The following is a 14,113-nucleotide window of genomic DNA, read 5'->3' as shown; positions in this document are numbered from 1 at the left end:
TCCGGTTATCGCCGAGCGGGTAAAGACAACTATTGTCAATCGGTTTGATAACTCCGCAAGGGAAGGAATGAAGGATGATGCAAGAAGCATTCGGAAAACCCGGACTGGCGTCTACATGGTCAACCGGAGCCAAGTCGGGGGTAGGCACGGCGATGGACGACCGTTCGCTTGTCTGGTTTACGCTCGCTCAAGGCATGCTGAACGAAGTCTACTATCCTCGCATCGACACGGCCAATATCAAAGAGTCGCAGCTGCTTGTTGCGGCCGACGATTTCTTCTCGGAGGAGCGAAAGGGCACCTCGCACATGATCGAGCGGCTCGATGCCTGGGCGCCCGCTTTTCGAATCGTCAATACATGCCTGCAGAACCGTTACCGGATCACGAAACGGTTCGCGGCAGACCCGGAACGCCAGGTGCTGCTGCAGCATATCCGGTTTGAAGCGCTTGCCGGGGAGATCGGCGATTATGCCGTATTCGCGCTCGTCACCCCGCATATGGCGAACAAGGGATCCGGCAACGATGCCTGGACGGGCGAACATAAGGGACGGCCGGTCCTGTTCGCGGCTCGGGACGGTGTCTATATGGCCGTCATGGCTGCTGCCCCATTCTTCAAGTCGTCTGTCGGGTACGCAGGGCAATCGGACGGCTGGACGGACATTTCCCGGCACGGCGCGATGACTTGGGAGCATTCGTCGGCCCCCGATGGGAACGTGCTGCTGACCGGGCAGCTGTCGCTTGGCGGCGAGGGGACGGCTACGATCGCTTTCGGCTTCGGCGCTTCAGCGGAAGAAGCGGCCTCGGAGGCAGCGGAAAGTTTAGACCGGGGTTTCGACGTTTGTCTGAAAGACTACGTCCGGGGGTGGAGGAAACGAACCGCGGCTCTTCGCGATTTGTCGGCGAGCAGCGGAGACGGCGGAGAGCTGTTCCGTTCCAGCGTTCAGGTGTTCCTCAGTCACGAGGATAAACGCCGGCGCGGGGCAATGGTCGCGTCGCTGGCCGTCCCATGGGGATCGGCCAGACCCGCGGACGGGAGCGTGGGCGGCTATCATCTCGTCTGGCCGCGAGACCTGGTGGAGACGGCGACGGCTCGGCTCGCCCTGGACGATTACGACGGCGCTCGGGAAACGCTGATTTATTTGGCGGGCATTCAGCAGGAGGAAGGCGGCTGGCATCAGAATAACTGGATCGACGGCGACCCTTACTGGACCGGCATACAGCTTGACGAGACGGGGTTTCCAATTATTCTCGCCTGGCGGCTTCACGATGCGGGCGCGTTGGGCGAATTCGATCCCTGGCCGATGGTGAAGCGGGCAGCGGCGTATCTGGTTCGTACCGGACCGGTAACCCAGCAGGAGCGCTGGGAGGAGAACGGCGGTTATTCGCCGTCGACGCTGGCGACGATTATCACCGCCTTGTTGTGCGCGGCCGACCTGGCCGTAATTCGGGAAGAGCGCGAGCTGGCCGAGTACTTGAATAGCGTGGCCGATTGGTGGGCGAGCAACATGGATGCGTGGACGTTCACGACGAATAGCCAGCTGGATCCCGACATTCCCGCTCATTACGAGCGTCTCGGCACGATCGTCATGACGCGTCCGGACGTAAGCGATCCGAATCTCGGGAAACTGCCCGTCCGCAATCTGGCGCCGGACGAGCCCAGCGAATTCCCTGCGCGGGACGTGGTCGATGCGGGATTCCTGCAGCTTGTTCACTTCGGTCTTCGGTCCGCGGACGATCGTCATATCGTCGATTCCGTGCAAGTGGTGGACAACGTGCTGAAGGTCGAGCTTCCGGAAGGTCCGAGCTGGCGCCGGTATAACCATGACGGCTACGGCGAGCACCCGAACGGCGACGCGTTCCAGGGCTGGGGCGTCGGGCAGGCATGGCCGCTTCTCACGGGCGAACGCGGTAATTATGAGCTCGCCGCGGGCCGCAAATTGCAAGCGCAGCGTCTCGCTCGGACGATGGAGCGATTCGCCGGCGATGCGAAGCTGCTGCCCGAGCAGTTGTGGGCCATGCCGGACATTCCCGCTAAGGGGCTCTATCGGGGGAAACCGAGCGAGTCCGCCATGCCGCTCGTCTGGGCTCACGCGGAATACGTCAGGCTGCTGCGCAGCCTGGCGGACGAAAGACCGTTTGGCAGGGTCAGCATCGCCGAGACCCGTTATGCGGAAGGACCTCCGAAGCTTCGTAACGTGTGGCGGTTCAATCATAAGGTAAGCACGACGAACATCGGCGAGGCGCTGCGGATCGAGACGCTTGCCCCGGCCGTCCTGCATTGGAGTTACGACAATTGGGCGACCGTGCGCGACAGCGATACGATCCCGAGCGGCGTCGGCACGCATTACATCGACATTCCCGAGTCGGTACTCGCGACGTCGGCCGTCCTTATGTTCACTTTCTACTGGCCCGAAGCGCACAAGTGGGAAGGAAGGGATTTTGTCGTGCAGGTCCTCGGCGACAGGAATGGTTGAATAGGACGACGACAAAGAGCCTGGCGTTAATCCGCCAGGCTCTTTGCTGTCCAGGTGAAGGAACGAATGGATGCAACGCTATCATAAGCGCCATTGATGATATAAAGCGTGAGTTAATCATTTTTATATAATAAATTATTCTATTAATCATTATATCTTATGAACTAATACTTTTTTACTAGATAACCGATAAATTAGTAAGCATAACTTCCAAATAGTAGCTATTAATTTGACTATAACAGCTGGAACTATGCAAATACATGATGAATAAGAGGTTATGCAATTGTCTAAAACGTACAAGAAACGGCACAAAATCGTAGCAGCCGCTACAGCCGTGGCAACAAGCTCGTTGTTGATCCTTTCCCCCGGCGCTAGCGCGGCGCAATCCGGTTTCAAGGATGTATCGCCAAGCGATTACTTTTACGATGCCGTGTTGAGTCTCCAGGCCAGAAATGTCATCGAAGGCAACGCGGACGGAACATTCAAGCCGTACGATAAGCTGACCCGTGGGCAAGCCGCCAAGATCATCGCATCCGCACTCGGATTGGATACCGCGAATGTCACCGATCCGGGCTTCAAGGACGTATCGAAGGGGAACTTCTATTATAAGTACATCAGCGCATTAGCCAATCAAGGAATCATTGAAGGCTTCGGCAATAAATTCAGCCCGAATGACACCCTGACCCGTGCGCAAATGGCGAAAATCATTACCTTGGCTTATAAGCTCCAGCAGTCCGGTCAGCAGCAACCGCCATTCGCTGACGTGAAGCAGGGCGACTGGTTTGCGGCATACGTTGGCGCATTGACAGAGAATGAGATCACGACCGGTACTACTCCGACAACCTTCTCTCCGAACGACAGCATTACGCGCGGACAGATGGCGGCGCTCGTCTTCCGCAGCGAAGGGACAACGGAGGCCCGCACGGCTACCATTTCGACGATTACGAAGGATGCCCTTGTGACCTCCGAAGGCACCTACGCATTGACGGATGAACTGAAGCAATGGATCAATCCAAGCAACCTTGCGGCTTTGCAAGGAGCGGCGATACTCGTATCCGCTAGCGGGAATCGGATCGCTAAGATCGACCGGATCGAATTAAAGGCCCAAGGCTCGGCGAGCACGGATGCTTCTAATCCGTATGCGAATCATGTGGTCGTTGACGGGCACGGTGCAGCCGTAGAAGCCAATATCACGGTGAACGGTGATTACGTTACATTGAAGAACATGACGATTGCCGGCGATCTCCACGTCGGGAAGAGCGTGGTACACTCCTTCTTCTCGGAATCGATGAAGGTAGAAGGAAACACGACGATCGATGATGCCTTGCCAAGCACGGATACGACACGTCAGGCTTATCGAGCCTATGCCTACAAGGCTACAGGTACTGCTTATTTGCAAGCGGACGCCAATCCGGAATCGGCGCGGGGAAGAGTCGTATTCAGCAAATTCCAATTGGGCCATGTGATTATCGATAAGGAAGCCGATGTGATTTTCTTGTCGGATTTAACAGGCGGCTCACAAGTAGGCACCTTGCAAATTACGAATGCAGGCGTCAAAATCACGCTCGGCGACGGAATTAAGATCGGCGATTTGGTCCTTCCGGCCGGAACGAAGCCGTCCGATGTCATCGTGAACTACGAGGCGGTCAAAGCAAACATCGAACTTATTAACGGTTCCAAAATCGTGGATACGACGCCGGTTACGAATAACGACGGGTCGAACGTGCCTCAGGCTCCATCGGCCCCAACGGGCGTGCAAGGCGTTACGCCAACGTTAACGACGACGGCCGATGGACAAATCACGGGCTTGGACGCAGCGAAAGTCTACCAGTACAAGCTCGCGACAGCTGCAACTTGGACAGACGTGCCTGCCGAATCGACAGCCATTACGAGTCTGACGCCAGGAAGCTATGAGGTGCGCATCGCTCCGAAAGGGAACAGACCGGCCAGTGCAGCAACAGCGGTAACCGTAGCAGCCAGCCATCTGGTCGAAGCGGTCATGCTGGATGGCAAGGACGGGGTAAGTTCCACGGACGGCAAGGTCGAAACCGTTCGCCTGAAATTCGATGCCAATATCGTTGACGCTACCATCTCGAACGATTCCTTCAGCGTCGAGGGATTCGATGTCGCCTCGATCAAAGTAACGGACAAGAACGGAAGAACGGCTCCCGATCCGCTCAATACCGTAGGCGAGCAGCAGTATATTACGATCCGCGTGACGCCGAAGGACGGCACGGCCTATGCTCCGATGGTTCAACAGAGCAGAAGCTCCATTATCCGCGATAACAGCGGCATTGAGATTTCGGGGATTCATGTTCAAGCCAAGGATCAAGCGGCGCCTACGATTATCGATGCCGAATACGTGGATACGGATCAGAATGGCGCGGATCCTGGAGACCAGATCGTCATCAAGTTCTCCGAAACGGTCGTGCTTCCAGGCGGAAGCGAAGCATCGGACTTGGTGGACGATTTCACGTTAAGCAGAGCGGGGAGCGCGGATACTTCGTTTTCGAGCGATGACGCTTTTGCCGTTACGGGAAATACGGTGACGGTCACCTTGGGCGCGGCTACGAGCATCAAGGCCGGCATGGCGATTACGATAAGCAATTCGGGCGTTACGCTGGAGGATGTGAACGGGAACAAGGCGAAGCCTCAAAAGGCGTTTGTCAATCCAACCGTATATTCGGATCCGAAACCCGTCGACATCCGAGGAATTACGACGGGCATTGGCAAACTGGTCGAAGCGGTCATGCTGGACGGCAAGGACGGGGTGAGCTCCACGGACGGCAGGGTCGAAACCGTTCGTCTGAAGTTCGATGCCAATATCAACGACGCTACCGTCACGAACGATTCCTTCAGCGTCGAGGGATTCGATGTCGCCTCGATCAAAGTAACGGACAAGAACGGAAGAACGGCTCCCGATCCGCTCAATACCGTAGGCGAGCAGCAGTATATTACGATCCGGGTGACGCCGAAGGACGGCACGGACTACGCTCCGATGGTTCAACAGAGCAGAAGCTCCATTATCCGCGATAGCAGCGGCGTTGAGATTTCGGGGATTCATGTGCAAGCCAAGGATCAAGCGGCGCCTACGATTATCGATGCCGAATACGTGGCCGTTAATCAGAATAGACCGAGTGTCGGAGATAAAATCGTTATTCAATTCTCCGAAGTCGTCGTGCTTCCGGAAGGCCTTGCTGCATCGGATGTGTTGGATGATTTCACGTTGATTAATGGATCACCGATTTCGTTTAATAGCGATGATACTGTCGAGGTTTCAGGAAATACGGTGACGATCACCTTAGGCGCTGTGACAAGCATCGTGCCTAACATGACGATTACGATCAGCGATAACGGCGTCAAGCTGCAGGATGAGAGCGGGAACAAGGCGAAGCCTCAAAAGGCTTTTGTCAATGAAACCGTCTATTCGAATCCGAACCCCATCGCGATTAGAAATATTCCTATGATTCCTTAACCAAATGACGAAGTAGACTTCCCAAAAAGTCTATTTCGTCTTTTTTTATGCACAGTGGCGCAAATTAACAGTTTATAGGCGGCGTCCAGCCGAGCGTATCCTCCAGCTGACCCTTCTGAATACCGGTTACCATGTCATAGATCTTGCCGGTTAACTCGCCGATTTCGCCGCCGCTTAGCGTGATGCGTTCGCCTTGCCAGCTCAAGCAACCGATCGACGAAATCACCGCCGCCGTACCTGTACCGAACGCTTCTTGCAGCTTGCCGTTCTTGTGCGCCTCGTACACTTCTGCCATCGAGATCAGACGCTGTTCGACCGGAACGTTCCAAGATTCCAGCAGCTGAATAACGGACATGCGGGTAATCCCGCTCAGGATGCTGCCGTTCAAGGCAGGGGTAACCACCTTGCCATCGATCACGAAGAACACGTTCATGTTGCCGACTTCCTCGATGTACTTGTGCTGAATGCCGTCCAGCCACAGCACTTGGGAGTAGCCTTGCGCACTTGCTTCTCTCTGCGCGCGAAGTCCCGTTGCATAGTTAGCACCGGTCTTCGCGCTGCCCACGCCGCCCTTCACAGCACGAACATAGTCGGACTCCACATGGATGCTGACCGGCTTAAGGCCTTCCGAATAGTAATCGCCCACCGGCGACATGATGCAGATGAACTGGTACTGTGTCGAGGGCGCAACGCCCAGCGCCTAGCGCCGATTCCGTAGCAATGATGAACGGACGGATGTAGAGGGACGCGCCTTCCTTCGCAGGAATCCAGTCTTCATCGACAAGCACGAGCTGCTTCAACGCTTCGATGGCGACTTGCTCGTCCAAATGAGGGATGCACAGGCGTTCATTGGATTGGTTGAGACGTTGGAAGTTTTTCTCTGGACGGAACAAGAGTACTTTGCCTTCGGCTGTTTTATACGCTTTCAAGCCTTCAAATACCGTTTGGCCATAATGAAATACCTTCGCTGCAGGATCCAGCGTGATCGGCTGGTAAGGCACAATGCGCGGTCGATGCCAGCCCAATTCCGTCGTGTAGTCCAAGATGAACATGTGGTCCGTGTAATACTTACCGAAGCCGAGCGCGTTCTGGTCTGGTTTTGCCTTCTTGATCGTCGTTCTCGTGACCTCAATCGCTAGCATAGCAGCACCGCCTAACGTGAGTGTTTAAGTATGAGTTGAATGGTAACATTTCCCTGAGTAGATTTGAAATATCTGCTTTATCGGATAATTATACCTTTTAGGTATGGATGGGGAGTGGCAGCTGCTCCGAAAATGAAAGAAGGAGCAGGTTGCCGAGGCAACCTGCTCCCTAACTTTATTCTAAGCTATAGGAGACTTCACGGCAGGACTTAACCGCCGAACTGCGCTTCGTGCAGCCTGGCGTAAACGCCGCGCCGTGCAAGTAGCTCGTCGTGGCTTCCTTCCTCGGAGATCCCGTCCTCCGTTACGACGACGATGCGGTCGGCATGGCGGATGGTAGCCAGCCGGTGGGCGATGATCAATGTCGTCCGGCTTCGCGAAAGCTCCTCAAGCGACCGCTGTATGATTTGCTCCGTCTCGGTGTCAAGTGCTGACGTCGCCTCGTCGAGAATGAGGATCGGCGGGTTCTTCAAGAACATGCGCGCTATCGCCAGGCGTTGACGCTGGCCTCCCGACAGTTTGAGTCCGCGCTCTCCAATAACGGTTTCGAGTCCTTCCGGAAGCGCCTCTAGGAATGCTTCCAAATGCGCGTGCCGCGCAGATTCTAAAATATCGGCTTCGGAAGCATCGAGTCGCCCGTAGGCAATATTCTCGCGTATCGTCCCATGGAACAGAAACACGTCCTGCTGCACGAAGCCGATCTGGCTGCGCAGCGACCGTTGCGTCATGCGGCGAATGTCCAGCCCGTCGATCAGGAGCTCACCGGCTTCGATCTCGTAGAAGCGCGGTATGAGCGAGCATAGCGTTGACTTGCCGGCGCCCGAGGGACCGACGATCGCAATCTTTTCCCCGGCACGCACTTGCAAGTCGACATGATGAAGGACCTTCGTATGACCTTCGTAGCCGAACGTCACATTGCGAAATTCGATATCCCCGCGCAATCTCCGTACATCGACAGCCATCGGATCATCGCTAACGTCCGGCTCCGTGTCGAGCAGCTCGCACGCGCGCTTGAACCCGGCCATCCCTTTCGGGTACATGTCCATCAAGGCGTTGATTCGTTCGATCGGCTTCAAGAAGATATTGACGTACAGAAGGAACCCGATAAGCTCTCCGTAGCTGATTTTGCCCTCATAAGCAAACCATGCACCTATTAGGAGTGCAAGCAAGGAAATAAGCCGCGTCATCAGATACATGCCCGATGAATAATACGACATCGCCATATTCGAGCGCAGCTTTGCAAGCCGTAAGCGTTTATTGTTATCGCGGAATGTTTCGACCTCGTACGCTTCGTTGCCGAACGCTTTGACGACGCGAATGCCGGAGACGCTGTCCTCGACGCGGGCGCTAATGTCGGCGATACGGGAATTCACGCTCCCGGCGACATCGTGCAGCTTCTTGCTGAAATAAACGATGAACCAGATGAGAATCGGCACGGTAATGATCGTGATGAGCGCAAGCTCCCAATTAACCGTCATCATAATGCCTAACGCCCCGGCGAACGTTATAAGCACGATAAACAGTTCTTCCGGTCCGTGATGCGCCAGTTCCCCGATTTCCCACAAATCGTTCGTCAGCCGTGAAAGAAGGGAGCCCGTTTTCGAATTATCGAAAAAGCGGAATGACAGCTTCTGCACATGCTCGAACATACGCTGCCTCATGTCGGTTTCGATGTTGATGCCCAGTTTATGCCCGAAGTAGCCGACAATAAAACTCAGCCCCGTCGTGATCAAGTACAAGCAGAGCAAGCCCATGCAGATCAGCACGATCATCGGCCAGTTGCGACCGGGCAGCTGCGTATCGACCATCCATTGCACTGCGAGCGGGAATGCGAGCTCGAGCAGCGCGGCGACTACGGCGCATATGAAATCCATATAGAATAACCGTTTATACGGCGAATAATAGGCAAAAAAACGGCGAATCATTGACCTCACCTCCTAATGACTTTCAGGAACCATACCGACGTCGTATAGACAAACGCACACCTAAAGAAACCTGCCTTAACGGACAAGTTTACCTCTATCGTGTACAAACGCTATCCAGACACTTCGGTTTAGTTGAGAGTGAGGAGCAACATTCTGCAGATTCCCCTTTTTAACCCGATTCTTACTTATTTATGGTATCACCAAGGATTTGTCCGTGTGAATAGACGTTGAGAAAGTAAAATCCGCAACTTGTGAATGGAGGAGGAGTCGTGTACGCAGAACCATCATGGTTTAGATTAGGATTTTCCGAAGTACCCGGTCAATCCGCGGGGCAAGGTATTGGTATCATTATCATCGACGATATTTGCCCGCATCCGACTTTGAACCACCTCGCGGATAGAATTAAGCATGTGGTTGTAGCTAACGATAATGCAATTACTTGTTCCGACATTGTGAATGAAGGCTTTAATCCTAGTAATTTAGATAATGGCATACATGGTTTGATGACTGTTCTTACGTTAGCACATGAGCCTTTTACCGTTGACGGATTCTGCCATGCAGGTATAGCACCAGCAGGCAATTTCGTTGTCCTGTCTCATGGCGCCTTTAAAGATGGAGAAGGGGAACGCCTCAAATTAGGAATCGACTGGATCCTTAGCAATCTACCTGATTTGAATATTCGGATTATTTTAAGCTTGGGATGGCATGCTCAAGATAACACGGTTTTATTGGAAAGAACAAAATCCAATTCTACTGTGCAAAGCTTGGCGGCAGCCGTTGAACGAGGAGTATTGGTAATATGCGCGAATGGCAACAGCGACATTGGCAACATATTACCGCCCCTTGATTACTTGGCCGTTGGCGGGTTCGATGATCGGGGAAAGGCTGACCGAATCTATCATACTCCTTACCCAGGTGAACCTCATGGATTTAATGGCGACGGACATTATCGGCCAGACATTCGTGCACCACGTACGCGAGTCATTGTTCCTTATTGCGAAGGGGAACCGAGAGCGGGGCAATTATCGGTGTACACAGGAACCTCGGCGGCATCGACGCTGGTTGCCGGGGTATGCATGTACTTGTTATCTAGTTTCCCATTCATCAACAACTATACGCTGAGGAACGCCTTGGTTAGGTTTGGAGATAAATTGGTTGAAGACAAGAACTATTCGCCATGCGTTAATGTAAAGAAAACAATAGAAGCCTTATTGCAAGGGTATATAAGTGAGCAGAAGATAGAAAGCCAGCTTGTCGATGATACGGGCATTGCAGCACGTGCCGTCAATCTGAGCAGAGCGATCAGGAAAAAAGAATACACGCGAGGCGAGCTGTGGGAGTACTCCAACGATCCAAATTCACTTATTCGAAAGATTGCAGTTCACTCGCTGGGGTGGCCGGTCGACCGTATAGAACGTGAAATTTATTGGGATAGATTCGATATGGAACCTGAGGATGGCGTTCGTACTTGGTATTTGTACGGGTTGTTGCAGCATGCTGAAAAAGAAGAATTAACTCGATGGATTCCATTAGCAGCTAGTCCCCATTGGTCAATTAGATGGTGCGTAGGAGAATTTCTTGGTAAATTCTCTGATTTGCCTCAATTCGTTAAAACACATGAACCCGAACTGGTACCACAATATGCACACTCTCTATTTGAGTCATTGGAATAAATTATCTATCATGCGAAAGACCAAAAATGATTCTCCATAGAGGGAGTTATCTTCAAATCCAATGTATGGTACGATTTGGTTGGCGTTATTTTGGTAGGGTGGATACCAAAAGAATAGCAAACCCCATACCTTGCCAGGAGATGCCGAAATTATACGATACGATCCTAATCGGGAGGAAGGCAGTCAATGGGTGCGACAGAAACGAATAAGCTCAATCATGAAATCGTGGATCATATCCCGCTTATCTGGGAAGAGCCGTATGGAGAACGGAACGGGCACCTCGTCATCTGGCTTCCGGGACTGACAGGCGACAAGGATGGACTACGCAAGCATCTGCGGATGTTCGCCGACGCGGGCTTCGTAGCCGTATCGTACGATCCGTATGAGCACGGGGAGCGGATGAGAGAGAGCCGCGATCAGTTTATCGGTAAATTAAAGCGTAACAAGCGCCGTTATTTCTGGCCGATGATCGCAATGACGGCGGAGGAATATCCGCGCGTGATCGACTGGGCGCTGGAACGATTCGGATTGACCGGCGGCGTGATGGCGGGAGGCATCTCGATGGGTGGCGACATCGCCTTGGTCGCTGCAGGACTGGACAGACGAATCACCGCAGTAGCAGCCTGCATCTCGACGCCGGATTGGCTGCGTCCGGGCACGGATGAAGAAGAGAGCCGCCCCGATACGTATGCCTGGAATTGTTATCACCGCTGCAATCCGCTTACGAACGCGAACAAATATGAGCATGCTCCAGCGATTCGCTTCCTGAACGGGGCGAAAGATGGCCATGTCCCTCCCGACGGGGCTCACAGGTTCAGGGCGGCGTGCGCGGACCATTATGCGGCGTGTCCAGAACGTTTCGAGATTACCGAGTTCGACGTCGCTCACCAATTTACCGATGGCATGCTGAACGGGGCTCTGGACTGGTTCAGCCAACATGCTGCAAGCTCCGGTTCCGAAAAAGGATAAATCAATCCTATTGTTGAGCCGCAGTGTCGGGCTCCAATAACATACGCTCTTTTATGGCCGCGTATATCGCGGCTTTTTTAGCGGCTGTTAACTTAAGGGTAGTTATTCATTTACAATACCTTAATTTTTGCGGAGTCGTCTTGCTGTAACCTTTTTTAGGCCATGCTCGTCTTCCTTAATTGTACAAACAAAATCGACTAAAAGAGGTGCACAGGATGAAAAAGACATTCAAGATGATGACAATGACAGCAACGGCAGCGTTGATGTTAACTTTTGCGGGGCAGAGCTTTGCGGCGACTCCGGGTTTTACGGATTTGGACAATAATGCAGCCAAAGATAAAATCGTTTCCTTGCAGCAGAGGGGCTTACTCCAAGGCGTTTCGGCCAATCACTTCGCGCCGCGCGCCATCTTGACAGAAGCACAAGGCGTACAATTAATCGTGAGCGCGTTGAATCTCAACCTGGATTTGGTTCGATTCTTCAAAGAGCCGAAAGCATCGGATTACTTCCCGAACGCGCAAGATGATGCTTGGTACGCGAACGCGCTAATTATCGCGTCGGTCAACGGACTCGATCTTCCGAAAGATCTGAATCCGAATCAATTGTTGACTCGGGAAGCGTTCACGCATGAGTTAATCCATGCGATCGAAGTGACAGGCAAGCTGCCCATGATCAAGCCGGTTGCCGTTGAAATCGCTGATCAAGACCAAATCAACGTGGAATACTCCGGATCGATCGTACGCGCATTGAACTACGGCGTCATTCAACTGGGGGAGGACGGCAAAGTGAATCCCAAAATGACCATCTCCCGTTCGGAAGCAGCCGAAGAAATCTATAATGCGCTCGAGTATTTGAAGGCACATGCCCCATCGACTGACGAGAACGGCAAATTATCCTTCTCAGAGGGCATTCAATTGATCACCGATGCCACAGGCGTGACGCCGTCCCTGGATCAGGAAGCAGACCCTAACGCCGCATTGACTCGTGAAACGTTTACGACAATGCTCGTTCAAGCCGTAGAGGAAGCCGGCAAGCTGCCGATGATCAACGTCATCCCGGCCGACATTAAAGACGCGGACCAAATCGACATTCTTGACTCAGGCGTCATTCAGCGCGCACTTAAATACGGCATTGTGAAATTGAACGCCGATGGTAACTTCGAGCCGAATGCCGAAATGACGCAAGCGCAAGGCAAGGAAGCCGTGGATAATGCCGTCGCTTACCTGAAGGCACATCTTGCGCCAGTAACTGCGAACCCTGTACAGTAGATAGTTTGACAGGCAACGAACGATACACATTAATACCGTTTACTGGAATCTTAACGAGGTAATGAACGAAGTTATGTATTCCGCGAACTTCATGAAACGACGAATAGCCCAGGGAGAGTATCCCCGGGCTATTTGTGAACTATTCATAAGCATAAAAGTTCGAGCGCGGCCACCCACTTCGCGCATAAGAAAAAGCGGCCGCTACGGGCCGCTTTTTTGAATAACCAACTCGTTATTTAATGGATTTATTAACGAGGTTAATATGATCCAGATCCAAACCGCTTGTATTGTTGAAGATGAACTCCAGCTGGTATTTGCCGCGGACATAGGTGAGTTTCTTTTGCACGGTTTTGCCTGACTTGATCAAAGCGGACTGATTTGGGGCTCCCCAGTGCTGGATCACCATGCGGGCGGAGATGCCGCCAAGATTCGTTTGACGCTCGACGTTCGTGCCGAAGTAGCGCATTTCCCGTATTTTATCGAGCTTGTAGTTGAGTGCGTAGCCCGGATGGCCCATTTCGGCATGATAGACGTCGAAGCCGTCGGCATCCTTGGCCGGAGATTCGGCTTTGCCGATGGCCTTGATGACCGTTTCATGCGAGGTCAAGCCGACCGTGAAGCCGTGGAAATTCGGGAACTGGCCTTGAAGAGCCGGTTTGTAGAAGCTCATCAGCGTTTGGAAAGCTTTCATATGATCGTCCACGGGAGCAGCGGCAGGAGCTGTCGTATTGGCCGCGGCGTAGGAAGGGACGGCTCCGGCGACCGATAGGATCAGCGTGCCCGCAGTCACCGTTGCAATTGCCGTTTTTTTGGCAGATGTAAATACGTTCATTAGTATTTCCTCCTCGAGTGACGGAATCGTGTCCGCTCTATGAATGTGTTCCACCCTTATCGACGAAATCGGTTGCGATATGTTGCAGTTAGTTTCTTTACAATATTTAGTTACTGTAGGAAAGGGCGCTCCGCTTCTTATAGCGACACAGGCTTAAAAGCATCTACGTCTTCCACCTATACCGTACAGGCCAAAGACGCGGCCGGCAATTTGTCTGCTCTGAGCACGGCAGCCAAAGCTACAACTAAGAAAAGCGGAAGCAGCAACCAATAGTAATAGAGCGTTTCAATTAGAGACCAATTAGGTCTCTTTTTCGTTATCGGACAGGAATATCTGGAATAAAAAGGATTTTGAATTT

At 52.9% G+C, this 14,113-nt stretch carries 7 protein-coding genes and 1 pseudogene; 5 read left to right on the top strand and 3 right to left on the bottom strand.

The features are described 5' to 3' along the window. Positions 1-74: 74 nt before the first annotated feature. The gene (locus tag GZH47_RS00730; RefSeq protein ID WP_162638072.1) at positions 75-2,471 is read left to right on the top strand and encodes a glycoside hydrolase family 15 protein; all 2,397 of its coding nucleotides are present in this window, start codon (positions 75-77) and stop codon (positions 2,469-2,471) included. Between the two features lie 283 nt (positions 2,472-2,754). Next, entirely contained in the window at positions 2,755-5,946 is a 3,192-nt protein-coding gene (locus GZH47_RS00725) for an S-layer homology domain-containing protein (RefSeq protein ID WP_162638071.1), read from the top strand. Positions 5,947-6,010: 64 nt separating this feature from the next. On the opposite strand, the pseudogene GZH47_RS00720 reads toward GZH47_RS00725, so the two are convergent. Beyond that, positions 6,011-7,088: pseudogene (locus tag GZH47_RS00720) on the bottom strand (branched-chain amino acid aminotransferase). A gap of 209 nt (positions 7,089-7,297) precedes the next feature. Next, the gene (locus GZH47_RS00715) at positions 7,298-9,013 is read right to left on the bottom strand and encodes an ABC transporter ATP-binding protein (RefSeq protein ID WP_162638070.1); all 1,716 of its coding nucleotides are present in this window, start codon (positions 9,011-9,013) and stop codon (positions 7,298-7,300) included. A 269-nt stretch (positions 9,014-9,282) separates the two neighbouring features. Between GZH47_RS00715 and GZH47_RS00710 the strand changes: the two genes are divergently transcribed. The 3 genes from GZH47_RS00710 (at position 9,283) to GZH47_RS00700 (ending at position 12,923) form a co-directional block, all read left to right on the top strand. After that, complete coding sequence (locus GZH47_RS00710) at positions 9,283-10,686, top strand: S8 family serine peptidase (RefSeq protein ID WP_162638069.1); 1,404 nt, start codon at positions 9,283-9,285, stop codon at positions 10,684-10,686. Between the two features lie 186 nt (positions 10,687-10,872). Next, the gene (locus tag GZH47_RS00705; RefSeq protein ID WP_162638068.1) at positions 10,873-11,655 is read left to right on the top strand and encodes an alpha/beta hydrolase family protein; all 783 of its coding nucleotides are present in this window, start codon (positions 10,873-10,875) and stop codon (positions 11,653-11,655) included. A 215-nt stretch (positions 11,656-11,870) separates the two neighbouring features. Then, complete coding sequence (locus GZH47_RS00700; RefSeq protein WP_162638067.1) at positions 11,871-12,923, top strand: S-layer homology domain-containing protein; 1,053 nt, start codon at positions 11,871-11,873, stop codon at positions 12,921-12,923. A 232-nt stretch (positions 12,924-13,155) separates the two neighbouring features. Here GZH47_RS00700 and GZH47_RS00695 read toward each other — a convergent pair whose 3' ends face one another. Beyond that, positions 13,156-13,755, bottom strand: coding sequence for a YjgB family protein (locus tag GZH47_RS00695; RefSeq protein WP_162638066.1), 600 nt, complete (start codon positions 13,753-13,755; stop codon positions 13,156-13,158). Between the last annotated feature and the right edge of the window lie 358 nt (positions 13,756-14,113).

Source organism: Paenibacillus rhizovicinus, from assembly GCF_010365285.1.
In the GTDB taxonomy this organism is placed as follows: domain Bacteria; phylum Bacillota; class Bacilli; order Paenibacillales; family Paenibacillaceae; genus Paenibacillus_Z; species Paenibacillus_Z rhizovicinus.
The sequence above is the reverse complement of the archived record's forward strand: the minus strand, read 5'-3'. Positions and strand labels throughout refer to the sequence as shown.

Bases quoted from the DNA above. Each gene is read 5' to 3' on its own strand.
- GZH47_RS00715 (WP_162638070.1), bottom strand. From the start codon at position 9,013: ATGATTCGCCGTTTTTTTGCCTATTATTCGCCGTATAAACGGTTATTC.
- GZH47_RS00695 (WP_162638066.1), bottom strand. From the start codon at position 13,755: ATGAACGTATTTACATCTGCCAAAAAAACGGCAATTGCAACGGTGACT.
- GZH47_RS00700 (WP_162638067.1), top strand. From the start codon at position 11,871: ATGAAAAAGACATTCAAGATGATGACAATGACAGCAACGGCAGCGTTG.
- GZH47_RS00705 (WP_162638068.1), top strand. From the start codon at position 10,873: ATGGGTGCGACAGAAACGAATAAGCTCAATCATGAAATCGTGGATCAT.
- GZH47_RS00730 (WP_162638072.1), top strand. From the start codon at position 75: ATGATGCAAGAAGCATTCGGAAAACCCGGACTGGCGTCTACATGGTCA.